This is a genomic window from Bartonella sp. AP88XZML (assembly GCF_042195565.1).
GTDB lineage: Bacteria > Pseudomonadota > Alphaproteobacteria > Rhizobiales > Rhizobiaceae > Bartonella.
The window spans coordinates 1-25191 of sequence record NZ_JBHIOQ010000020.1 but is presented as its reverse complement, the minus strand read 5'-3'; the positions used below and the strand labels follow the sequence as shown (position 1 = coordinate 25191).

The window sequence follows — 25191 nt, the reverse complement described above, 5'->3', positions numbered from 1 at the left end:
GAGGTCTTCCCATGATCAACGTGACCAATCGTACCAATATTAACATGCGGTTTTGTTCGTTCAAACTTGCTCTTCGCCATTTGAGCTCTCCATTTTCCGTCCAAGCCAAGGACTAAGTTAAAAATTAATTACCAACCTGAAATTACGCGTATTTCTTTTGAATCTCCAAAGCAACAGCTGAAGGCACAGGCTCGTAATGATCAAACTGCATTGTATACTGCGCACGCCCCTGACTCATAGAGCGAAGAGTATTCACATAACCAAACATATTTGCCAAAGGAACCATTGCATTCACAACCGTTGCAATGCCGCGCGCTTCAGTTCCTGAAATCTGTCCCCGACGAGAATTGAGATCACCAATAACATCACCAACATAATCATCTGGTGTAACAACTTCCACCTTCATGATCGGTTCAAGAAGCTGTGCACCAGCCTTCTTTGCCCCATCACGAAAAGCCGCACGAGCAGCAATCTCAAAAGCCAAAACCGAAGAATCAACATCGTGATAGCCACCATCAATGAGAGTCGCTTTTACACCAAGCATAGGAAAGCCCGCAAGAGGACCTGACCCCATAACACTCTCAATCCCTTTTTGGACACCGGGAATATATTCTTTAGGAACAGCACCACCAACAATCTTTGACTCAAAAATAAAGTCATCACCATCATGAGGCTCAAAAACAATTTTCACACGAGCAAATTGACCTGCACCACCCGATTGTTTCTTATGCGTATAATCAATTTCCGCCATTTTAGTAATTGACTCACGATAAGCAACTTGAGGCTGCCCAACATTTGCTTCAACCTTAAACTCACGCCGCATACGATCAACAATAATATCAAGATGAAGCTCACCCATTCCAGCTATAATAGTCTGACCAGATTCCTCATCCGATTTAACACGAAATGAAGGATCTTCGGCTGCTAGACGGTTAAGAGCAATACCCATTTTTTCTTGATCTGCTTTTGTCTTCGGTTCAATTGCAATCTCAATAACAGGCTCTGGAAATTCCATCCTCTCCAAAATAACAGGCTTCAAAGGATCACAAAGAGTATCCCCTGTTGTCGTCTCCTTAAGTCCTGCAAGAGCAACAATATCACCAGCAAATGCTTCTTCAATATCCTCACGAGAATTTGAATGCATTTGAAGCATACGCCCCAAACGCTCTTTTTTCTTTTTCACAGTATTCTCAAGAGAAATACCTTTCTGAACTTTACCTGAGTAAATACGACAGAACGTCAATGAACCAACAAAAGGATCATTCATAATTTTAAAAGCAAGCATAGATAACGGAGCATCATCAGAAGATTCGCGTGTCGTCTCAGCCTCATTCTTTACATCAACACCCTTAATCGCCGGAATATCAATTGGAGAAGGAAGATAGGAAACAACAGCATCCAAAAGTGGCTGCACCCCCTTGTTTTTAAAAGCCGTACCACAAAGAACCGGATGAAACTGAACTTCTACTGTCCCCCTACGAATGAGAGAAACAAGCTGCTCGTTGGTTGGCATAACACCTTCCAAATAAGCCTCTGTCGCAGCTTCATCAACCTCCACAGCCATCTCAATCAATTTCTCGCGATATTCTTCAGCTTTCTCCTTTAACTCAGAGGGAATTTCACTTATCACTGCCGAGGCACCAATAGAACCATCCCACTTTAAAGCCTTCATTTCTACAAGATCAACAACTCCTTCAAAGTCATTTTCAGCACCAATCGGCAACTGCAAAACAAGCGCTTTAGCACCTAACCGAGAACCAACCATCTCCACACTACGATAGAAGTCAGCTCCTATTTTGTCCATTTTATTAACAAAAACCATACGAGGCACGCGATACTTCTCAGCTTGCCGCCAAACAGTTTCCGTTTGAGGCTCCACACCAGCATTTGCATCCAACAAGGCTATTGCACCATCAAGAACACGCAAAGAGCGCTCAACTTCAATCGTAAAATCAACGTGCCCTGGCGTATCAATAATATTAAAGCGACGCTTCCGACCGTCTTGCCCTTCCCAAAATGTCGTTGTTGCAGCAGACGTAATCGTAATACCACGCTCCTGCTCCTGCTCCATCCAATCCATTGTAGAAGCCCCATCATGGGTCTCGCCAATTTTATGATTCTTACCGGTATAGAACAGAATACGTTCAGTCATCGTAGTTTTACCAGCATCAATATGCGCCATAATACCAAAATTACGATAATCTTCAATTTTATATTCGCGAGCCATTATATTTGCCTTAGTTTAAAACTTCTACCAGCGATAGTGAGAAAAAGCACGATTAGCTTCAGCCATACGATGAACATCTTCACGCTTCTTCACGGCAGAACCACGATTATTAGCCGCATCCATCAATTCACCAGATAAACGCTCAACCATCGTCGTTTCATTTCGACCACGTGCCGCCGCAATCAACCAACGAATAGCAAGAGCCTGACGACGATCAGGACGAACATCAATCGGAACTTGATAAGTAGCGCCACCAACACGGCGTGAACGAACCTCAATATGAGGAGCAATATTCTCTAAAGCTCGATGAAATAGAGCCACAGGATCTGTTTTTACTCTTTTTTCCACAGAATCGAGCGCACCATAAACAATACGCTCTGCAACTGATTTTTTACCATCAAACATAATGGCATTCATAAATTTCATAATAACCAAATCACCAAATTTTGGATCTGGATTAATCTCACGCTTTTCTGCTCTATGACGACGGGACATTAGCTTTGTCTCTCAATATTATTTTGGACGCTTTGCGCCATACTTTGAACGACGCTGTTTACGATTCTTGACACCCTGCGTATCAAGTAAACCACGAATAATGTGATAACGAACTCCTGGCAAATCTTTCACACGACCACCACGAATCATTACAACAGAGTGCTCTTGAAGATTATGTCCCTCTCCAGGAATATAACCAATTACCTCAAATCCATTCGTCAAGCGAATTTTAGCAACTTTACGAAGAGCAGAATTAGGTTTCTTCGGTGTTGTTGTATAAACACGCGTACAGACACCACGCTTCTGCGGATTCGACTGCAGAGCAGGAACCTTATTACGTTTAACTGGCGCCACACGCGGCTTGCGAATCAACTGGTTTACGGTAGGCATGCAACCTTCCTCTTTTCGATCTACATTCGTCTCACCCAATCGGGCTTTTCTATTTTTATTTCTATCCACCCCAACAGAATCGGAACAGATATCTAAGTCTATACACAAAATCGGGCACACCTGCAAAAAACAGTTTACCCGACCATAAGCAGAGAAGGCAATAGCCTTTTGCACTAGCATTTGCTTTTAATCTTCTTAACACCTGTGAATGATCCGGTTCATATCCAAAACACCTGATTACATTCACATCGGTTATATCCATCTCTAATAGCGAGAACACGTACATTCGTCAAGAACTAAACAGCAGAAAGTTTTTAAAAATGAAAATAAATTAAATTTTAAAACTTTAAATTTGCTTTTACCGCTACTCTTGATAAATCAATTTACCATAGTAATATCCCCTATAAACAAAAAAACAGCGATGTGACTGTAGTAAACATAAATGCAATAAATTGAATTGCATATTGGATATCTAATGATGAGCGCCATGAAAATAGCAACGTGGAATATTGCCGGGATAAAAGCACGACATGAAACATTATGTCAATGGCTGCAGCAAAGCCAGCCGGACATAGTCTGTTTACAGGAAATTAAAAGTATCGATGAAAATTTTCCACGCGATGCAATTGAAAGTTTAGGTTACCATATAGAAACACACGGACAAAAAAGTTTTAATGGCGTTGCGATTCTCTCTAAAAAAACACCAGATGAAGTGATCCGTCGATTACCAGGCAATGATAATGATAAACAAACACGTTACATTGAAGCTGTTTATTCAACAAACAAAGGTGTTGTTCGTGTTGCATCTCTCTATTTGCCAAATGGGAATCCTATTGAGAGTGAAAAATATTCCTATAAGATAGAATGGATGGAAAGATTATATACACATGCAAAATCATTGCTTGCGTATGAAGAACCTCTTATTCTAGCAGGTGATTATAATGTCATCCCCACTCCATTAGATGCAAAAAAACCTCAAGAATGGTATCAAGATGCCTTATTTCTTCAAGAAACAAGAAAAGCATTCCAACGTATTCTCCATTTAGGTTTTTATGATGCTATCCGGAATGTCACCGATACTCCCTCCTTCAGTTTTTGGGATTTTCAGGCAGGTGCTTGGCCTAAGAATAATGGGATTCGCATTGATCATTTATTATTATCACCAGAAGCTGTTGATCAATTAATTTGCGCTCATAGCCAAACAGAAGTAAGGGGATATCAAAAACCATCCGACCACGTTCCTGTTTGGATTAACCTTAATATCAATTAAGAAAGTAAAATCCTCATTTCATGAGACAACAAAAAAAATTCCACTCAAAAATAATAACTATGCTACAGCATATAAACAGTATATCTTAAGCAAATAAAATAAAAATAAATGAATGGAGGACATAAATGAAGAAATCATTATTAATGCTTATTGCAGCAACGTCCATTGGATTCTCAAGTTTCGCGCATGCTGAACATGATACTCTTGAAAAAATAAAACGAACAGGTGAAATTACTTTAGGTGTCCGTGAATCATCTGGTTTAGCCTACGCCCTTGGTAATAATAAATATGTAGGTTTTCATACAGAAATGGCAGAACGGATCATTGATGATATCTCAAAAAAAATTGGTAAACCAATTAAAATTCATTATCTTCCCATCACTTCTCAAAATAGAATTCCTCTCTTAAAAAATAAAACCTATGATTTTGAATGCGGCTCAACAACACATGATATTGCCCGCAGTAAAGAAGCAGCATTTGCTTATACGACATACATTGAAGAGGTTCGGATTGCTGTAAAGAAAAACTCTAACATTAAATCTCTTGAGGATTTAAATGGAAAAACAGTTGCAACGACCACCGGTACAACATCTGTTCAACTTATTCGTAAAAATAAACGTGCAAAAAACATTCAGTTTAAAGTTTTAAAGGGGAAAGATCACGGAGATAGTTTTTTATTATTAGAATCTGGTAAGGCAGATGCTTTTGTCATGGACGCTTCAATTCTTGCTGGACATATTGCTAAATCAAAGAATCCATCTGATTATGTCATTCTTGATACTGTACTTTCAGTCGAACCTATTGCCTGTATGCTCAGATTAAATGACAAAAAATTTGAACAAACAATCAACGATAGTATTGTACGTCAGATTAAAGATGAATCACTGGAAAAGCTTTATAATAAGTGGTTTATGAAACCGATCCCACCTGCTAACACTGTTATGAACCTTCCCTTGTCAAAACAAACAAGATATGCTTGGGATCACCCAAATAATAAGCCTCGAGAAAGCTACGCAGAAAAAGATTTATAGAATTTAATAAAGAAGAACCACACTCTTTTGAAATTGAGTGTGGTTTATATTTTAATTCACTTTTTAATAAATCTGGACTATGTAGATGCGCGTGGTTTATTGTCCTATTTGTGAATGACTAATTTGAGGGAATATCAATTAATGGACTTTTCTTTCCTTTGTAGAGATGACCTTACTCAAACATTGGTAACAGGATGCTTGGGAACTCCCGGCGTGAGCCATACCTATTTAGATACACTTCTCGATGGCTTTAAAAATACGGTTATATTGTCTATCACTTCACTTATATTAGCTGTATTGTGTGGTGTTGTTATAGGAACAATGCGCACTTTACCCAAAACATCCATAATCAATTATATATTTCGCACTATCGGTACTATTTGGGTAGAGATTATGCGTAATATTCCCCTCCTTGTACAAGTGTTTTTGTGGTATTTTGTTGTTCCGAAGATTTATCCACCAGCGATGAAATTTTCCCCCATTCTCTTGATAACATGCGCATTGGGATTCTTTACATCTGCACGCATTGCTGAACAGGTTCGTTCAGGCATTGAAGCGATTCCTTCTGGACAACGCTATGCTGCTATGGCAATGGGATTTACAACTTATCAAAGTTATCGCTATATTATACTACCACGTGCTATACGTGCAATTATGCCACCTCTTACTTCAGAAGCAATGGGGATTGTGAAAAATTCATCTATAGCATTCGCCGTTTCAATAAATGAGCTCATGCAATTTCAATACCAAACAATTGAAGAAGTAAGCCATGTTTACGAAAATTATTTGCTTGTTACGATCCTTTATATTCTAATAGCCTTATTCGTATTCATTGTGATGACAGTCATTGAACAAATACTCAAAATTCCTAATTTTCAAACAAAGGGAAATTGAATATGATGAATTTCATAAGCTCTCAGTTTGGACTTTATTTTCCTTTCAATTTTTCCGACTTTGATTTTTCCTTTTTTACCTTTGATGTATTTCGTTCTTACATTTTATCAGGTTTACTCTTTAGCGTTTTTCTAACTCTTTTTGCAACGGTATTGGGGTTTGTTTTCGGCACACTTTTAGCAATGATGCGCCTTTCTTCCATAAAACTTCTTTCTTGGTTTGCAATCAGTTACATAACAGCTATGCGTTCAATACCACTTGTGATGGTTATCTTATGGTTTTTCGTGCTTCTGCCTTTTTTAACTGGTATATCCATTGGTGCAAATAAATCAGCACTCATTACCTTTACCGCATTTGAAACGGCTTATTTTGCTGAGATTATGCGTGCTGGAATCAATTCAGTTCCGCAAGGACAAAAATATGCAGGACAAGCTCTTGGAATGACATATTGGCAAAGTATGTACATTGTCATTCTTCCTCAAGCCTTTAGAGATATGCTTCCAGTCTTTTTAACACAAGTTATTATCCTTTTTCAGGATACAACCCTTGTTTATGCCATCAGTGGTCATAGCCTTTTGAATGGTTTTGATATTGCTGCTAATAATTTTGGTGTAAAGCAAGAAGCTTATATCTTAGCAGCTATTTTCTATTTTGTTATCTGTTTTACACTGTCACAAATAGTTTTGTATTTACAAAAAAAAGTATCCATTATTCGCTAACAGGAAAAAAAATGTCTACTCATATGATCGAAATAAAAAATGTTTCTAATTGGTATGGCGAAATTAAAGTCCTTAAAAACTGTACAACCAATATTAATAAAGGAGAAGTCGTTGTCGTTTGTGGTCCATCAGGCTCAGGAAAGTCAACACTCATTAAAACTATTAACGCTCTCGTCCCTTTTCAAAAAGGTGAAATTTGGATTAATGGAATACCTGTTCATTCAAAAAAAACGAATCTGCCTAAATTGCGAAGTCAGGTAGGAATGGTGTTTCAACACTTCGAGCTTTTCCCCCATTTATCTGTCACAGAAAATTTGACAATTGCACAAATCAAAGTCCTAAAACGAAGCAAAAAAGAAGCACTTGAACGTGGATTGTTATATCTTGAACGCGTTGGCCTCATTGAACACAAAGATAAATATCCTGGTCAACTTTCTGGAGGGCAACAACAACGTGTTGCTATTGCACGTGCCTTAACTATGGATCCACTTGTCATGCTTTTTGATGAACCAACATCTGCTCTAGATCCTGAAATGGTAGGTGAAGTACTCGATGTCATGATTAGCTTAGCAGAAGAAGGTATGACGATGATTTGTGTAACCCATGAAATGGGATTTGCACAAAAAGTCTCTGAGCGTGTTATTTTCATAGATCAAGGAAAAATTCTTGAAGACTGCTCATCTAAAGAGTTTTTTTCTGATCCGCAAGCAAGAAAACCGAGAACGCAAGAATTTTTGTCTAAAATCCTAAGTCATTAGCCATTAGATTATCAAAAAAAGCTATCTTTACTATGAACTTGTATACAAGAAAAAAGAGTTTAATATAAGATGAAAGAATGTAAAAATATTACAATCAGATGTTTAAAAACTGTTATTCTTTAAAATCTCAGCAACCAGTGAAATTGCTGTACGTCTCTCAGATTCATTACAAAGAGCAAAAGCCTGTTCTTGCAAAGGATGAATCCAATTTTTGTCTTTTACGTTAGCTTTTTCATAGGCAGCAGTTAACATTGCTGCCCCACGGACAATTTTTCCTTCTTGAAGCAGTATATTTCCAAGCATTGCTTGGGCAGAAGGATTTCCTTTTTTTGCTGAAAGTTGAAACCATCGTGCTGCTTGTATAAGATTCTTCTCCCTTCCCTCTCCCTTTAAAAATATTTTTCCTAAATGATACTGAGCTTTAGGATTTCTATAGTTTACCGCAGCCTGCATATAAAGATGAGCAGCATAAGAAGGATCAGGTTTCACAGGTGATTGAGGAATACCTTTTTTTATATATCTCGCAAGTTTAACCAATGCATCAGAAACATAACTTTCATCCTCTGAACCAAGATCAGCACCTTTTTCAACAATATATGCAAAAAAATTATATGCCTTATAATCATTTTTAGGGACACCATCACCGTTTGCATAGATAGAGCCAAGTTTCCAATTCGCACCAATATGGCCTCTCTTAGCTGCACAACGTAATGCTGCAATAGCCTGATTTATATGCCCATTTTTATAAGCAGACATGCCACGTTTAAAAAAATAAAACGAACCATCATTCGCTTCTTGCAAGCTATTGACATCTATTACATAAACAGTCGAAAAGAATCCCCCTAAAATCACAACAATCGTGACTTTTTTCCATATCTGAAACCTATTAACCATTTCCCCCCCTATCTCAATTTTAATGATTATATCTGTTACAAATTTCTTTGTAGATATTTAAACTCTTTTTCTTAGTAAGAAGCATACGCGATTTTAAAGTAAAAATTTTAAAAGAAAAGACAAATAGATAAAAATCATCCAAAATGTTCGATAAAATTAAGTATCCATTTTTATATACAACAAATTGATTTTTAAATATAAATCATCATTCTATATTTTGTAACACATCCTTTAACATTCTAAGCTTTATCGATCTTAAAATTTTATACGTATGAGTAAAAATCGTTCAATAAAATAACGTGTATTAAACAGCAACTTGAGAATGAAGAGAATACATGATGAATGGTAAGCGTTTAAATATAAAAAACAATACGAAAGATGGGTAAATATAATGATGATAGTTAACTTATAACTTCACGACTGCCTTACCACCTTAAAGATGAAGTTTTTTGTCTCCGTCAATCTATAAACAATACAAGCTTTTTGTTTAACGGATTGCACCTGACATCATTTCACATGGGGTTACTTCATACTTTACACACAAGTTCTAACTCAGAATACTCACCACTACATACAAAAAAATACCACATGTGTAATTTTACATGCCTTATATTGCTACTCTAAATGATGATATTTTACAGAAATAAAACAATGTTTTGATTTATAATGATAATTTACCTTTTTGCATATTGAATGAGGACCTCGAATATCGTAAGATTCTCTCATTCCAAACCTGTTCCAGGTTAAATCAATCAAAACCATCCGCTTGCACATTACAAGCAGAGAGAGCTATGTGGATAAAAACTCTGTGTAAGAAAGAACTAAAAATGCCTCTTACGAACAGTTTGAGCTAAGGGTTGTCCGGATATTGGACAGAATGGTGCCCCCCCGGCGCTTGTTACTTCACAAGCATAAAGAAGGGAAGCTCAATGGATTTACCGTTATACCACTCATGATCTACGTCGTGGAATAGGCTTGGATGCCTTAAAAGATGTCTCTTTAATGATAAACATAAAACAATGGATTTCAGTAGAGATTTTATGATCGTTCATGAAAAACTAACAAAAGAAAAAGTTTCTTTAAAGAAGATCTATACTAGCCCTACTGGTATGCAATTATCTATCAAAAAAATAAAAAGTTGAAATCAATCTAACCGCTCTAAAGCAACAAATATTTTTTTCTGCGCTGCACGCAGTTCTACAACCCTGTTCCGCTCACGCTCAACAATTTCTGCTTTTGCATTTGCTATAAATTGGGGGTTATTTAACTTAAGCGATATTTTTTCAATATCTTGTTCAATTTTACTGACATCCTTCCTCAAACGAACACGTTCAGCCTCCAAATCAATCAACTGTCCTAATGGTAAACAAAAAACAGCCTCTCCCAAAATCATTTGTGCCGATACTTCCGGAAGTTTATCAGAGAAATCAATAACTTCAATACGCGCTAATTTTTTAAGAAGTGCATCATAACGCTTCACACGCTCTCGCGTTACTTCCCCTCCTTCGACAACAACAAGAGGTGCTTGTGTCGCCACTGGAATATTCATTTCAAAACGTACAGACCGAATCCCCGTGACGACATCAATAAGCCAATTAATATCATCAGCAGCTTCTTCATCTATCAATGTTTCCTCTGGCCATTTTGTCAATGCGAGCATATCCTCACGCTTGATGGCTTGCGTTTCTGTAAGAGACCATAACTCTTCCGTCATATAAGGCATAAAAGGATGAAGAAGTTTATAAACTTCATCTAAAACCCAAGCAGTACAAGCTTGAGCCTCATTTTTAGCATCTTCATTTTCCCCCTGAAAAATAGGTTTGAGAAGCTCCAAATACCAATCACATAATGTATTCCAAATGAAACGGTAAAGAGTGGCAGCTGAATCATTAAATTTATAGTGTTCAATACCAGTCGTAACTGCTGAAATTGTTTTAGATAACTCTGTTAAAATCCAACGATTAAGCGGCAATTTTGCTTGTTCTGGTTTAAAAGTTGGATCATGCTTCACACCATTCATCTGTGCAAATCGGGTAGCATTCCACAATTTCGTAGCAAAATTACGATAACCAGCAATACGGGAAACATCAAGTTTTACATCACGACCTTGTGCTGCCATAATAGCTAAAGTAAACCGAAGTGCATCAGCACTATATTGATCAATAAGCTCTAAGGGATCAATAATATTTCCCTTTGATTTTGACATCTTTGCACCCTTTTGATCCCGTACAAGAGCATGCACATAAACCGTTGGGAAAGGAACGTCACCCATAAAGTGAAGTCCCATCATCATCATACGAGCAACCCAGAAAAAAATAATATCAAATCCTGTCACAGATAAAGATGTTGGGTAAAAAGTAGATAATTCAGTCGTTTTATTTGGCCATCCTAATGTTGAAAAAGGCCAAAGAGCTGATGAAAACCAAGTATCTAAAACATCCGGATCACGGATTAATTCAACAACCTCACCATAATGAGCAAAAGCTGAATCTAAAGCCTCTTTTTCACTTTTTTCAACAAAAACCGTTCCATCAGGACCATACCAAGCAGGAATCTGATGTCCCCACCATAATTGGCGAGAAATGCACCAAGGTTGAATATTTTCCATCCAATTGAAGTACGTCTTTTTCCAGTTATCGGGAACGAACTGCGTTTTGCCTTGTTGAACAGCCTCTATCGCTGGCTTTGCTAATTCAGCAGCATGAACATACCATTGATCCGTCAAAAAAGGCTCAATAGGGACACCACTGCGATCTCCATGAGGAACCATATGGGTATGATCATCAACAGAAGCTAAATATCCCTGTTCTTCCATCAAAGAAACAATCTTCTGGCGAGCAACAAAACGATCAGATTTATCGAGATTTTCTACTAACATTTTTAATTCATCTGATAAAATCAAACCATCGAAAAATGCTTCATTTTCACGAAGAAAAATCTCGGCTTGCTGGGTAAAAATATTGATCAAGCGTAAATGATTACGCTGTCCTACTTCAAAGTCATTAAAGTCATGAGCTGGTGTGATTTTTACAGCACCACTTCCAGCTTCAGGATCAGCATGGCTATCACCAACAATTAATAACCTACGACCAACAAGCGGCAAAAGAGCATTTTTACCGATAAGATTTTTATAACGCTCATCTTCAGGATTAACAGCAATTCCTGTATCACCAAGCATTGTTTCTGGTCGTGTTGTCGCCACTGTTATAAAAGTTGTCGCATCATTTGGATCAAAAATTTTACCTTCAAGTGGATATCTAAAGTGCCACAAACGTCCTTGAACTTCTTTTTGCTCAACTTCAAGATCTGAAATAGCTGTCAACAATTTAGGATCCCAATTGACGAGGCGCTTATCCCTATATATCAACCCTTGCTTATAAAGCGTGACAAAGACTTCACGAACCGCCTGCGACAACCCCTCATCCATTGTAAACCGCTCACGCGACCAATCACATGAAACCCCAAGGCGACGCAACTGGTTTGCAATAACGCCTCCAGTTTCATAACGCCATTCCCAAATACGCTCAATAAACTTTTCTCTCCCCATTTCTTGACGCGTTGACTCTTGGCGTTCTGCAAGTTGACGTTCCACTACCATTTGCGTAGCAATCCCAGCATGATCCATACCAGGCTGCCACAACACATTTCTGCCACGCATCCGCTGAAATCTAACTATTATATCTTGAATTGTCGTATTGAGCGCATGCCCCATATGAAGTGAGCCCGTAACATTAGGAGGAGGAAGCATAACGCAAAAAGGTTCTGCACCGCTTTTAGAACCAGCTCCCGCTTTAAAAGCCCCACGAGTCTCCCATCTCTTTGCAACCCGTTGCTCTATAGAGGCAGCATCATAGTTTTTTTCTAACATTCTATCCATCCATAACGCCGCTGAAAAACACAATATATGATCAAAACCTGATCAGAATCTCGTGAATCTCAGCCATTCACTAGAGAGCTCGCAAAATCGCAAACAAAATTCTCATAAAATGAAAAACATAAAAATAATGTAAAAATAATTAAGACGATTTTTTAATCGCCTTCATAATCTCTTCACGCAAAATATCTTCCAGCAAAATAGGCAATTTAGACTGTAACCATTCTGCTATAGCAGGACGCAACACATCCTTTGCAATCTTTTCTGCAGAAGAAATACAATATGCAGACAATTCCACATGACCATCCCTTCCAGCGTCTGACTGTGATTTCCTTATCTCATCTTCATATTCTTTTGCTTTATAAACAGAATTCCGTTCTTCAGAAGAAAGCTTCATCTTTTGCATATCCATACCAACTGTATTATTTTCTGCCTCTATATCCTCTTTCTCTTGCGTTATCTTCCCTCCTTGATTTTCAGAAGAAAGACCAATACGATCAGCTAAAGCTTTCATAGCATCATCAACCGATAAGGTTGTATCATAAATACCCTCGGATGCCACTTCTGAAGCATTCACTGCAACATCTTCATTTAAAAAGTGATCAGATTGAACCGCATTTTCTTCGATTATTTCACGAATAGATGTTAAAATTTCATCCATACTTGGCTCACGTAACACGCTTGAACTCTGTACCATACTTTAACAACCTCTCAAAGACGCAACAACAAATAGAATCATATTTTCAGTGTATGCAAAAGAATTATAAGATCAACATGCCTCCTACGATATTTTCAAATATGCTTGTCATAAAGAGGGCGCTACACACAGTTTTCTACACTTATAAAAATAATATCTCGCCGCAATATCTTTCAACATATTCAACTGTTGATTTACTAAGCTTTTAAAAACTAAAATAATTTAATAAGATTCAAAGAGATACTTTTATGTATTATCGGATATATTTAATTGTTTTTAAACCTAAATAACTTGCAGTCAATTTACCAATAGAAGATTGAACACTATAGCTCGCCACAACAGCATTACGCTCTGCCATTGCAAGCGCAATCTGAGCATTAATCAATAGAGTACGAGAATTTAAAACATCCAGCGTCGTTGCTTGCCCTACGAGATTTTCTTGAACACGACCTTTCAGAGCAATTTCAGCAGCACGAACACTTTCACGGTAAGCAACAACAGATGAGCGTGCGCCCTCCAACTGAAACCAAGCAGAAGTAAGTGCTTGTCGCGTATTACTATGCGCCAAATCGAGTTGAAGCTGCGCCTGTCCAAGCTGTTCCCTTGATTGGCGAATTTGCGCAGACGTACGCCCTCCTTCAAAGATTGGGACACTTACTGACAACACTATCGATTTAGAAATGCCATCTTCTCCAACCCCGCTGTAGATTCGATTATAAGATGCAGTTGCAGAAAAATCAACTTTAGGGAGCAATGCCCCTTCTTTCGCCTTTACATTATAAACACTCGCATCGACTAAATATTTAGCATAAAGGATTGCTGGATGCATCACAACGCTCATTTGGTAAGCCATATCAAGGTTGACGGGAAAATCTTTGGCTACAGGTGGGCATTTTAACTTTTCAGGATCAGAACCAATAACTTGTCGATACACTGCCTCTGCTGCTTTTACATCAGCACGAGCAAGACTCAGCTCTGAAACCGCCACGGAACGTGCAGCTTGAGCTTGAGCAAGATCAACATGCCCTCCTTCACCCACATCAAATTTTGCTTTATTGGAACGAACTTGTTCCTCAAGAGCTGCCAAATTTTCTCTCCGAAGATCGGCAACACGACGTGCGTGATAGACATTAGCATAAGCGGTCACCGCCTCCAGAAACGTATTTTGTTCAACATTACGAAGATATTCACGCTGAGCCTGCAACTTAACTTGAGCTGAAGAAAAGATATTTTGCGTGATAAAACCATCAAATAATCTTTGATTTAATCTCACTCCTATAGATCCAGAAGTGACATAAGGACCTGTAAAAGACTTATTGCGCCCATAGTTCCCAACTCCCTCAACTTGTGGCAATAGCCCCGATCGCGCAATGACAACATCATCACTGGATATACGCACAGCTGCACGTTCACTATTCAACTTAGCATTATATTTATAAGCCTTAGAAAAGGCATCCATCAATGTTTCAGCACAAACAGCCTCTGATAGAAAAACACTCAACACCAGCAATAAACACGCCTGAAACTTCTTGTTTACTCTAAACATAATACACACAATAACAAACCCCAAATAAATTACAAAATTATCTTTTATTCACAAAACAAACAAGCACTAAAACACAAAACCAGGTGTTTTGAAAAAACAAGGAAGAGGCTTTACAGCGAGGTTAAAAGCACGACGAGCCGAGATGATCCCATCTTCTTTTATATAGATTTGTGCAACAGCAGCATTTCCATGCCCTTCAACCACAACAAGACGTCCACAGTCTTTCATTTGATCAAAGATACCTTGAGGAATAAAATCAACAGATCCCTCAATGAAAATCACGTCATAAGGTCCCTCAACGGCATATCCTTTCTCTAATGGACCATGAACGACAACCACATTATCACATTGATTCCGTTCTAAAGCTTCAAGAGCACGTTCAAAGAGAGATTTATCACTTTCCAGCGCAATCACAGACCCTGCAAGTTTTGCAAGCAACGCTGCACAATAACCACTATTTGCACCAATATCTAAAACAACATCTGATGATTTTACAGCGGCAAGCTGTAGTAATTTCGCTAGAGACGCAGGTTTCATCAAATAGCGTGCAGGAACCCCATCTTGCTCTGGACATAGAACAATATCAGTATCAAGATAACTTAACACTTTCATATCTTCCGATACAAAATCTTCACGAGATACCGTTAAAAAGGCTTCAAGAACTGATAAATCCGTTACATCGACTGTACGAATTTGATTGTCAACCATTTTGCGACGAAGCTCAGCAAAATCTGCAACCATAACGAATATTTTCTCCTAACCTACAAAAAACAAACAAAACAGCGACAATAAGGGATAAAGATCTCTTAAACTATGGGCGTTACAAAAAAGGATACTACAGTCAACAATTAGATTTTAACTGTATAATCTCTCATACAAAAGTGTCTTCACAAGAATAGAGGGAAATAATCTATTTTCCTATACCTCATCTCCCTTAAAAGCCGTTTCGTTTAAAATCGGCTGGAGGCCTCGCCCGGAATCGAACCGGGATACAAGGATTTGCAGTCCTCTGCGTAACCATTCCGCCACGAGGCCTCGTCAACAAACATAAAGGTTTCAATAAGGGAAGGCAACGCATCCGTCAAGGTGTAGAAATATTCTCTCGCCTTTTTTCCTCTTATTACACAATTTATCATATTTTTTTAAAAAAAGTAATTTTATCCTTTGCAAATCAGTATTGCTTTGCTATAGCCTTTTCAACGAGATGATTGGGCACCATTCCCCGGTAGCTCAGCGGTAGAGCAACCGGCTGTTAACCGGTTGGTCGCTGGTTCGAATCCGGCCCGGGGAGCCACTTTTCTTTTATTCCACGTAGTTTATTGTTTTTTCTAAAGTTTTTAGACATGAGGGATTCGTTAATAAAAGTAATGGAATAGGATTTTTGCAATAAAGTAGAAACGCAATATCCTACGGGATGTGTTTTTTGCAATGAACGCAAAAAACTATTGATTCATTTTAAAATAGCACAAATAAGATTACTTTTCTCAAACCACCGCACCTCTATAAGAGGGCACTGCAATTATTTGCACATTATAAATTATAAATTACGATTTCTTTCATCAAAGATGAATTATTAAGCTCCATTAGCAATGAAACTGTCTCATATTTTTTTTCCAAAGAAAGAATGATTTATACTCAATAAAGAAATTAAACTTAAAAACCTGCTCATGAAGCAATCATTTTGAAAAATGGAAGAAACAATAATCAAGGTCATATATTATCTCCATACACCCCACATAACCTCCTCCCCATCCTAAAAGCAAAAAACATAAAACAAGTCTGTAAACACTCCAACGTCTTATCTAATAGGTTGCCTCCTGCTAGCCACTTCAACGCTTTACAAACAACCTTGCCTTGTTCACCACACTGTCATAAAACATTTAATACATAAAATCTTATAGGCTTTATAGCCCCAAATACTTTATATCCCCCCAAATAATAGTGTTTTACAGTAAAAACCAAGATAACGAGCTAAATTGTTAAGAATCTTGAGAAAGCCTTCAGAAATCATGACATTCTCGCTATTGTATTATGCAGTCACATGCTTTTTTAAAGAGATATCTCTTAAATCCCCCAAGACTCTTTCACAATGACACCCCCGTAAATGGTATAAAATGAAATCGATTGATCAGCCCCATCTTTATTTATAATAAAAGCCATACCATCATACTATTTTCCAACTCTCAATCTCAGCAATCCCCCATTGCCTTTGAAAGAGTTTATAAAAATTATTTTATTTATTTTTCAAATGTTTATTTATATGACAACTTCACACATAACGTGCAAGCGAATACTTTTGATTGATCCGCATAAATAACTTAAAAATGAAAAAAATACGATATAGTGAATTATTAAATATATAAAACAATGAGTTATTATTAGACATCAATTTTTAAAATTAAAAGTTATCATTAAAGATAAAACACATCCTTTATAAAAATAATTTTATATAAATAAAATCTACTTTTATTCCCATTTAAAAAAATGGGAATAAAGCAAATAAATAATTGCCTCTACAATAAAGATTTTTAATAAATCCAAAAAGTTAGAAGTTTTCATTTCTAAAAAATGAAAACCTCTAAAGGATCTTCTTACTTTGACAAGAGTATTTTATAGCTCTTTTCATCAACAAAAGTAAAAAATCTCCAGTACATGATCTTTTTTCAAGACTTTATCTAAGCAGCCCTCTTAACTGATTTTCGAAAACGAAGAGGCTTTGCACGCTTTACTACTGCTTTTGCTTTTTTATGCCTCTCATTTTGAGGTGAAGAATTCTTCCGCTGCAACTGTGCGGTATCATCTTTTCGACCTAAAAACTGTTTTTGATGTTTAGATTTTTTAAAACGGCGTTCCTTATCGTTTTCTTTTTCTTTACTTTCTCGTACAATTGGCTTTTCTGGAAACGCTGCAAATTGTTCTGGAACAGCCTCAGCCACCAATTTCATACGAATCAAGCGCTCTATAGCACGCAAGCGGGACCTTTCTACCTTCTCATCAAAAAGCGTAAGTGCTACACCAGATGCGCCATTACGTCCTGTACGACCAATACGATGTACATAACTTTCAGCTTCATCTGGTAAGTCGTAATTAATAACGTGGCTTATCCCTGGTATATCAATACCGCGTGCAGCAATATCTGTTGCCACTAGAATCTGCACAGATCTTTCACGAAAAGCTTTTAAAGCAGACTGGCGAGCACCTTGTGATTTATTTCCATGAATTGTTGCGACTAAATATCCTACCTTTTCTAAACTACGTGTGACAGCATCTGCCCCATGTTTAGTTCGAGTAAAAACAATAACCGAATCAAAAGCTGGATTTGTCAAAAGTTTACTTAAAACATTCTTTTTTTCATTCGTAGGAACACAATATAATTTTTGGCAAATCTCTACAGCCGTAGTACCTTGAGGAACAACTTCAATTTTAACCGGATCATTGAGTAAACATTTTGCAAGCACAGAAATTTCCCTCGGCATTGTTGCAGAAAAGAGTGCTGTCTGACGCTCTTGATGCAAAAGCTTTGCAATTTGCTTAACATCATGAATAAACCCCATATCCAACATACGATCTGCTTCATCCAAAATCAAAAAACGAGATTGGGAAAGATCAACACACTTTTCACGAACAAGATCTCTCAAACGCCCTGGAGTCGCTATCAAAACATCCACACCTGCTTCCATACGTTTAATTTGTTTTAAACGTGATACGCCCCCAAAAATAAGACATGTTGAAAGATGTGCTCCTTTCGCCGCAGTGCGAATCGCTTCATCAATCTGAACAGCAAGTTCGCGCGTTGGAGCTAAAATCAAAGCGCGTGCAGTTTTAGGGCAGCGTTTATCACCTAAAGCCAAAATCTGACTTAAAATAGGCAAACTAAATGCCAAAGTTTTTCCAGAGCCTGTCTGAGCAACACCTAAAATATCGTGTCCTTTCAACATCACTGGAATAGCTTGTTCTTGTATAGGTTTAGGTTTACTCATCCCAGCAATGAGTAAATTTTTAATCAAAAGAGTAGGCAAACCTAACTTTGTAAAAACATTTTCTTCTTTTATAGGCAAAATAAAATCTTTCCTTAGCTGAAGAACTCAAAAGAAGTAACCATCTGAACTCTCCACTCAAGAATCCGCGCAAGAGAAATCCCTGACATTTTAAATGAAGCAACGCCTAAAAAGCGGCTTGCGCAACTCATGAACACCTTGAAATCAAGATAAAGGCGTATAAACTTCACTTTACAAAAAGCCAACAAACCAGCCTAAATGCCTTCATCTCTATTATCTTTGGATTATGATAAAAAAGCAAGAACTTTACGAAATACATTTATCATGAATAAAAACAATATTTAGATCGTTTACTTTTTGATGATTGTGTCCATCGGTAAATGTACCTTGATAAAATCAGGATAAATCTCGAGAAAAACTGGATTTTGTAAAGTTTTTTGACCGCCATAAATTAAATACCATTGGTTTTTATCAAAAATCGCCAAAGTTTTATATTGAATGATGCGATCTTTCATCTCAAGAACTGTTGGAATTAAAGCATACAAAGTACCGTTATCAGTTTGTAAATACTCTATATTTTCTTTATCTAAATAATAAGCACCAGAAGGCAACCCCTCAAATTTCTTATGCAACTGTTGAAGAAAATCACTACGTAAAGCACTCTCTGTTGTATTCAATCGATGTGCCATCTCTTTATAAAGCCGCTCAGGCATATAACGAGAAATAGGCATAAAATCCCCATTTTTTATAGCATTATTGACATCAACAACGACTCTTGAAAGTTCATCTTTTTGTACTATTGTTGGCTGAGATGCTAAACTCTGTTGATTAACAATCAAAAAGAAAAATAGACTCAGCACCGAATAAAAAATAGGTTTCATCATTATACTTCTTGTTTTAGTAAAATTTCAGTTTCTCAAATAACAAAATCAAATAACGTTTGATCATCAGTAATATCACGATAACGCCAACCTAACGCTTGAAATTTTTCCTCTAAAAGACAAAAATTACCGTATTTTTTTGTTTCAATCGCAACCAATACAGAACCAAAGTTTCTCGCTGACTTTTTAAGATATTCAAAACGTACGATATCATCATCTGGTGATAATGTGGAAAGAAAATGACGCAATGCACCAGGATGTTGCGGAAAACTAAAAATAAAATATTTTCTCAACCCTTGGAAACGTAAAGAACGCTCTTTAATTTCTGGCAAACGCTCAAAATCAAAATTACCTCCTGAAATAACGAGAAGAATTTTTTTCCCCTTTAACTCTTGAGGAGGAATACTGTTAAGCGCATCAATCGATAAAGCACCAGCCGGTTCAAGAACCACACCTTCAACATTAAGCATTTCAACCATCGTAGAACAAACGCGGTTTTCAGGAACCGTAATGACAGAATCAGGGGGAAATTGCTTTAGAATTGTATAGTTTAGAGCACCAATTTCAGCCACAGCAGCACCATCTACAAAAGTGTCAATGCTTTCAAGCTTGACGCGTTTTCCACTCTCCAAACAAGCAAGCAAACTTGCAGCTCTTTGCGGCTCAACAAAACGAAGCTTTGTTTTCCAACCATATTCATGTAAAAACTTGCTCACTCCACTTGCCAAACCACCACCCCCTACTGGCACAATCATCAAATCTGGCTCACTTTCTCCATTGAGTTTTTTCCATTGTAAAGCAGCTTCACAAAGCACTGTTGCCTGCCCTGTAATAATGCGAATATCATCGAAAGGTGGAGCCATTACACCACCGCTCTCTACGACAAAGGATTGCGCAGCTTCATAACATTGATCAAATGTTTCACCAACCAAACGAATATCAATGAATTCTTTACCAAAAATACGTGTTTTTTCAATTTTTTGTTGTGGCGTTGTCATAGGCATGAAAATCACGCCTTTACGTTTAAAATAACGACAAACAAAAGAAACCCCTTGCGCGTGATTCCCCGCTGAAGCACAAACAAATGCAGAATCTGGTGATATACAGCTAAGCATTTCTGAAACAAAATTGAAAGCACCACGAATCTTATAAGACCGCACCGGTGTTAAATCTTCACGCTTTAAATAAATTTCTGCATCATACTTTTGACTAAGAAAATCATTTCTTTGAAGTGGTGTTTCAGCAAACACGTGATGCAATCCCACCATAGCTTTTGTGACGTCTTGAATAAATTGACTCATAACACTAATCATTTCATACTTTATTTACATTATAAAAGCTTTTTCTATCGATAAAGGAAACTATTGTCAGTCAAAATTTCACTAAAAAATGAAAAATGTTTCTTTTGTCATTAATTCTTGATTCAATAAAAGATATAGCTTATGAGAGAACTCACATCGCGGACGTGATGAAAACGGTAAACATAGCAGACTTAAAATCTGCCGGTCGAAGACCTTGCGGGTTCAAGTCCCGCCGTCCGCACCAGATTATCTTAATCTCTCTTATTTTCCAATGATTTATTAAAAGTCAAAAAAAATTAAAGCACCTTCTAAACCACCTTTCGTAACTTTATTATAACGCTATAAGACGGCACCGCGGTGGTACTAAAATACGAATCATTGCTGCTTTTTGAGGTACCTTTTTAGCACTTTGACCTCCTCCTCGTCTTTATAGGATGGAGAGGCAATCAGTATTGCTAATTTGGGATTGGCTTATACTCTTCATGACTCTTGTAAAACGACGCAAAAGCTCAGAAAAGAGATAGATGCAAAAGACAAAATAATAGATAAAGAAGCTGAAAAAATACGTGCACAAAAAGATGTGATTCAAAAACAAGAAGAGTTAATTCGAAAATCAACTGCTTCTAAGATTATTTTTCCTCGAATGGCAGTAAAAAATTGGCCCAAAAGTAGTTTCAAGTACTTTCTCACGACCATTTTTTCAAGACAGGCAATCACAACACGCTCTGTCATAGCGCACATATAAATACGCAACAGCCTTCATGGGGGAAGATGATCATCAATACACAAACCGTTCTCTGCCTTGATCTAGATCTAAGACAGGCTGGGCGATTTCTCGTGTAGACAGCAGTATAACAAGTAGCACTTGTCAATTTTGAATTTTGTCGTTTTAAAGGCGATAGTATGCGCTATTTGCGTTTTCAGCAATGGCTTACAAAAATGAAGATCACAACAGATAAAGTCAATGCCTCACAAGAAGAGATGATTAAGACGGTGTGTGCAAAAGGATACAATCCAAAAGATGACAACGAAGCAAATGCTTTAGCAATTTTATATTTAGTTAAAGAAGGAAATGCGCATGTCTAATGCAATGCCATGGATAAGATTCCTTTTTGAATGACTGGAACAGTGAGATCGATGGAATGACATGAGAGCAAAGGGGCATTTATATAACGCTTTTCATTCGCATGTATGACAAAAAAGCACCAATTAAAACAGATTTTGAAATGCTTGCCCGCGCTTGCAATTGCTCGCAAAAAAGTTTGTAACTATTGTCGAATATCTCATAAAGAATGATAAACTTATTGAGAAAGATAATGGTTTGTCGAATACGCGCGTTGAAGAAGAGCTAAAAGATTTTACTGATAAAAAAGTGCACATATCGCAAATTCATAGTGAGGCTGGAAAAAAGGTGCACAATAAAAAACGCTATAAAAACACTTTAATGATTTTGCTGAAGCAAACGCTAAGCAAAACCAAGCTATAAAGAAACAGAATAAGAATATATATAAACTAAAACTATCATTTTAGTTAGCAAAAAAAACTGCTTCTGAAAGTTTAGAAACAAACGAACAGGTTGACGAACCAACAGAGGTTGCTGCTGTTGAGACCACATCAGAGCAAATCGAAACGGGTGTAGAAAAACAACCTTCCATTCACGAGCAAGAGAACATTACGAAAAAGCTAAACGGGTTAGAAATGACAGTGGCTGTCGTACCCCTGATGATTTCGAATCTGTTTATGATTTCGCAATCGAAGAGGGATTGCCTCCAGAGCGTGTCAAAGCCGAAATGGCAAAATTTCGAGATTTTTGGAAAGCTAGAACAGGCAAAGATGCACGCAAAACGGATTGGAAAGCAATGTGGCGCAACTGGGTGCAAAAAGCTATCGAGGATTTAGAGAACGGAAAAAACTATGGAAATCACTCTCAAAGGCAAAAAAGTGTAGATGAACGCATCTCAGACAGTATCCTTGATATCGGGCCTCGAGGTCACTTTGAAACACATTCACGAGATGATAACTCCGGAGTTTCCTTTAGTTTTGAAAAGTGGCAAGCATTGACACAACAGCAGGAAGCGATTGCCTTAGAAGCGTGTGATCAACTTCACGAATTGTTTTCAATAAAAGTGAGTAAAGAGGACATAACCAAGGCAATTTGGATGCTTTCGTGTGGTTCAAAAAATTTCGCAACAGGCAGATCATGAAGGTATGGCGCTTACCTATGGAATGGTTTTGGAAAGTGTTTCTGCGTGGTCACTCATAAAAACGGTTAAACGGATTTTATGCGATGAGGTAGAAGGTTTATCGGATACGTTTTTTCCAAACACTCGTGAGTTAGTAAAATTATGTCGTGATTTGGAAAATAGTCTTTTGACAAAAGCCAATCTTGTACACCAGGCTGTTTTGAACACCCGTGAAAAAAGGCTGAAAGAAAAGGCAATGAGAGAGAATTCAAGACCACTCACGTTGGTTGAAAAGCAAGTGAAAAACATTGCAGGTTAGCAAACTAGTGAAAATTTCTGATCATTTTGTGATTGGATGTGCATTTAAATCGACAAAATGGCACCGTACAGAGTGATTTAAAGATTTTATGATAAAAAATCTATCATATAAAACGCTCTGTACGGTCAAATTTAAGGCAAATAGACAAATTTGTAAAATTAGGATTAAAGCATGTTCATTTTAAAACATCTATTCTTAAAAAACCGTAAACAACCCATGCGAAAGAGGTTTGTTGCAACGGCAGTGGGTATGCCCCATGGGGGATGGGACAGAGGAGTATTTTTACAACCTCTACGAATACGAAGACGGCACAAGAGAGTGTGAAAAGTTTGATGGTGGTCAGTATTACAAAACACCTAAGAATGCGGATTTTAGTACCAAAGCGCAAGTAAAAGCATGGGTTTACGTTGGTGATATTCCGAAAAGCATTCTCAATTACGAACCTCTTATAGACGAGATCAACAGAGAGATAAAAAATATTGACTTTATTCAGAGTATATTGCGTATTGCTCTAAATGCGCTTCTTAAACATTTACACAAAAGCATAAAAAGCTATTGAATCATGGGCTTTATGTTATATTTTTATATAATATTAGAGAGGGCGTTTTATGCATACAACGAAATTACGTAAAGTTGGAGGATCAGTTATGCTCTCTACACCGCCTGCATTGCTTGATGTTCTTCATCTTACTGAAATATGCAAGTGGGTTTGGCTATAGATATCGCAAAATTACACTCTTTAAGAATTGTTAGCCCAATGTAATACTTCGGACGATTTTGCGGATAAAGATGTAGAGTGGTTTGATGCTAAGCTTGTTGGGAGAGAGCTCTTGTAATGAAGCGGGGTAAATTTGGTTTGTATCGCTTGACCCAACCTCTGTCTATGAGAAAAATGAATGCATCCTGTACTGATTGTGTCACCGGAGGCGTTTAATCGTTTAACAAAAACACTCATTGTTTTGCCCATTACGAGTGGAGGAAATTTTGCTAGAATAGCGGACTTTGCTGTTTCATTGGTGGGAACAGGGCTGCATACAACAGGTGTGATATGCTGCGACCAACCGCGTTCTTTAGATATAGTAGCGCGTAATGGGCGAAGTCTTAGCAAAGTTATCAACATTTCTTACTTGAATTTTTTCTACAATTTTTAATGTTTAAAAACACCAACTTTAGGTAAAAAATAAAAAAGCATAAGATCATGATTTTTTCTGTTGACAATCGGCTAAACAATTTTTCACAGAATAAAAATCAATATTTGACTAATGATGTCATTAATTATGACTCAAAAGAAGCAATGATGAAAGCTGTCATCACTAAGCCAATGTGTGTTGTTGGAGACAATAAAAGCACTGTTCGCTTTGAACCATCAACACCCAATAATCCATTTGTTGAAGTTTCTAATTAGATCTACGCACGTCTCAAGCGCGCCAATGCTGCAAAACTTCTTGTTGAGGCCAAGATGGTAGCAAAGCCTGACAAAGCAATTGAACAAATTAAGCAGATAGAACAAGAAGCCACACAAACATCATCTGAACCAATGACTGAAGAAACCTCTCTCGAAAAACCAAAAGCATCTAAGGTCTCTCAATCATCAACACCTACTCTTAAAAAGGCTTAGAAGTTGAAGTTAATCATCCACCAAAAATGGTATCTTCAACAGGCAAAAGATACCTTCACAAGCCTTCAAGCCCCTCGCCTTAATTGGGCTCTGCGT

At 37.4% G+C, this 25191-nt stretch carries 20 protein-coding genes, 3 tRNA genes and 5 pseudogenes; 15 read left to right on the top strand and 13 right to left on the bottom strand.

Annotation, left to right across the window (positions count from 1 at the left end):
• The 4 genes and pseudogenes from ACFIK2_RS01875 to rpsL form a co-directional block, all read right to left on the bottom strand.
• Positions 1–80 (bottom strand): annotated as a pseudogene (locus ACFIK2_RS01875) (elongation factor Tu); the annotation flags it as partial.
• A gap of 62 nt (positions 81–142) precedes the next feature.
• A complete protein-coding gene (fusA, locus tag ACFIK2_RS01870; protein WP_375632905.1) occupies positions 143–2227 on the bottom strand; it encodes an elongation factor G in 2085 nt (694 codons plus the stop codon).
• Between the two features lie 24 nt (positions 2228–2251).
• Positions 2252–2722 (bottom strand): 30S ribosomal protein S7, encoded by a 471-nt coding sequence (gene rpsG / locus ACFIK2_RS01865; protein WP_375632907.1) that lies wholly within the window; start codon positions 2720–2722, stop codon positions 2252–2254.
• Positions 2723–2740: 18 nt separating this feature from the next.
• Complete coding sequence (gene rpsL / locus ACFIK2_RS01860; RefSeq protein WP_005773262.1) at positions 2741–3112, bottom strand: 30S ribosomal protein S12; 372 nt, start codon at positions 3110–3112, stop codon at positions 2741–2743.
• Positions 3113–3599: 487 nt separating this feature from the next.
• Here rpsL and xth point away from each other — a divergent pair, with 487 nt between their 5' ends.
• From xth to ACFIK2_RS01835, 5 genes are all read left to right on the top strand, one after another.
• On the top strand, positions 3600–4382 hold the full coding sequence (xth, locus tag ACFIK2_RS01855) for an exodeoxyribonuclease III (RefSeq protein WP_375634813.1): 783 nt from the start codon (positions 3600–3602) through the stop codon (positions 4380–4382).
• 125 nt (positions 4383–4507) lie between these two features.
• Positions 4508–5413, top strand: coding sequence for a transporter substrate-binding domain-containing protein (locus ACFIK2_RS01850; RefSeq protein ID WP_375634815.1), 906 nt, complete (start codon positions 4508–4510; stop codon positions 5411–5413).
• Between the two features lie 141 nt (positions 5414–5554).
• Entirely contained in the window at positions 5555–6307 is a 753-nt protein-coding gene (locus ACFIK2_RS01845; RefSeq protein ID WP_375632911.1) for an amino acid ABC transporter permease, read from the top strand.
• A 2-nt stretch (positions 6308–6309) separates the two neighbouring features.
• The gene (locus ACFIK2_RS01840) at positions 6310–7026 is read left to right on the top strand and encodes an amino acid ABC transporter permease (protein WP_375621443.1); all 717 of its coding nucleotides are present in this window, start codon (positions 6310–6312) and stop codon (positions 7024–7026) included.
• 11 nt (positions 7027–7037) lie between these two features.
• Positions 7038–7784 (top strand): amino acid ABC transporter ATP-binding protein, encoded by a 747-nt coding sequence (locus ACFIK2_RS01835; protein ID WP_375632913.1) that lies wholly within the window; start codon positions 7038–7040, stop codon positions 7782–7784.
• A 102-nt stretch (positions 7785–7886) separates the two neighbouring features.
• Here ACFIK2_RS01835 and ACFIK2_RS01830 read toward each other — a convergent pair whose 3' ends face one another.
• From ACFIK2_RS01830 to ACFIK2_RS01805, 6 genes are all read right to left on the bottom strand, one after another.
• A complete protein-coding gene (locus ACFIK2_RS01830; protein WP_375632915.1) occupies positions 7887–8678 on the bottom strand; it encodes a tetratricopeptide repeat protein in 792 nt (263 codons plus the stop codon).
• Between the two features lie 1144 nt (positions 8679–9822).
• Entirely contained in the window at positions 9823–12546 is a 2724-nt protein-coding gene (locus tag ACFIK2_RS01825; RefSeq protein ID WP_375637029.1) for a valine--tRNA ligase, read from the bottom strand.
• Between the two features lie 148 nt (positions 12547–12694).
• Entirely contained in the window at positions 12695–13249 is a 555-nt protein-coding gene (locus ACFIK2_RS01820; protein WP_375632919.1) for a DUF2497 domain-containing protein, read from the bottom strand.
• Positions 13250–13502: 253 nt separating this feature from the next.
• A complete protein-coding gene (locus ACFIK2_RS01815) occupies positions 13503–14795 on the bottom strand; it encodes a TolC family outer membrane protein (RefSeq protein WP_375676837.1) in 1293 nt (430 codons plus the stop codon).
• A gap of 66 nt (positions 14796–14861) precedes the next feature.
• Complete coding sequence (locus ACFIK2_RS01810; protein ID WP_375613722.1) at positions 14862–15536, bottom strand: protein-L-isoaspartate O-methyltransferase; 675 nt, start codon at positions 15534–15536, stop codon at positions 14862–14864.
• Between the two features lie 220 nt (positions 15537–15756).
• Positions 15757–15830, bottom strand: a tRNA-Cys gene (locus tag ACFIK2_RS01805).
• 184 nt (positions 15831–16014) lie between these two features.
• On the opposite strand from ACFIK2_RS01805, the gene ACFIK2_RS01800 reads away from it, so the two are divergent.
• Positions 16015–16089: transfer RNA gene (locus ACFIK2_RS01800), tRNA-Asn, on the top strand.
• A 1381-nt stretch (positions 16090–17470) separates the two neighbouring features.
• Here the strand turns inward: ACFIK2_RS01800 and ACFIK2_RS01795 are convergent.
• The 3 genes from ACFIK2_RS01795 to ilvA all read right to left on the bottom strand — a co-directional run bounded on the left by ACFIK2_RS01795 (position 17471) and on the right by ilvA (position 20987).
• The gene (locus tag ACFIK2_RS01795) at positions 17471–18853 is read right to left on the bottom strand and encodes a DEAD/DEAH box helicase (protein WP_375637028.1); all 1383 of its coding nucleotides are present in this window, start codon (positions 18851–18853) and stop codon (positions 17471–17473) included.
• Between the two features lie 290 nt (positions 18854–19143).
• Positions 19144–19674, bottom strand: coding sequence for a hypothetical protein (locus ACFIK2_RS01790; RefSeq protein ID WP_375607472.1), 531 nt, complete (start codon positions 19672–19674; stop codon positions 19144–19146).
• A 35-nt stretch (positions 19675–19709) separates the two neighbouring features.
• Positions 19710–20987 (bottom strand): threonine ammonia-lyase IlvA, encoded by a 1278-nt coding sequence (gene ilvA, locus ACFIK2_RS01785; RefSeq protein WP_375612449.1) that lies wholly within the window; start codon positions 20985–20987, stop codon positions 19710–19712.
• A gap of 146 nt (positions 20988–21133) precedes the next feature.
• Between ilvA and ACFIK2_RS01780 the strand changes: the two genes are divergently transcribed.
• From ACFIK2_RS01780 to ACFIK2_RS01740, 9 genes and pseudogenes are all read left to right on the top strand, one after another.
• Positions 21134–21219: transfer RNA gene (locus ACFIK2_RS01780), tRNA-Leu, on the top strand.
• 527 nt (positions 21220–21746) lie between these two features.
• A pseudogene (locus tag ACFIK2_RS01775) lies at positions 21747–22061 on the top strand (hypothetical protein).
• Between the two features lie 235 nt (positions 22062–22296).
• The gene (locus ACFIK2_RS01770; RefSeq protein WP_375676714.1) at positions 22297–22461 is read left to right on the top strand and encodes a hypothetical protein; all 165 of its coding nucleotides are present in this window, start codon (positions 22297–22299) and stop codon (positions 22459–22461) included.
• A 277-nt stretch (positions 22462–22738) separates the two neighbouring features.
• A complete protein-coding gene (locus ACFIK2_RS01765) occupies positions 22739–23179 on the top strand; it encodes a hypothetical protein (protein ID WP_375655083.1) in 441 nt (146 codons plus the stop codon).
• The gene (locus ACFIK2_RS01760) at positions 23145–23477 is read left to right on the top strand and encodes a hypothetical protein (RefSeq protein WP_375632931.1); all 333 of its coding nucleotides are present in this window, start codon (positions 23145–23147) and stop codon (positions 23475–23477) included. The genes ACFIK2_RS01765 and ACFIK2_RS01760 overlap by 35 nt, the downstream gene beginning before the upstream one ends.
• Before the next feature lie 171 nt (positions 23478–23648).
• A pseudogene (locus ACFIK2_RS01755) lies at positions 23649–24036 on the top strand (hypothetical protein).
• 49 nt (positions 24037–24085) lie between these two features.
• Positions 24086–24313: pseudogene (locus ACFIK2_RS01750) on the top strand (antitoxin).
• 60 nt (positions 24314–24373) lie between these two features.
• Entirely contained in the window at positions 24374–24628 is a 255-nt protein-coding gene (locus ACFIK2_RS01745) for a type II toxin-antitoxin system PemK/MazF family toxin (protein ID WP_375632933.1), read from the top strand.
• 146 nt (positions 24629–24774) lie between these two features.
• Positions 24775–25095, top strand: a pseudogene (locus ACFIK2_RS01740) (hypothetical protein).
• Positions 25096–25191 lie beyond the last annotated feature (96 nt).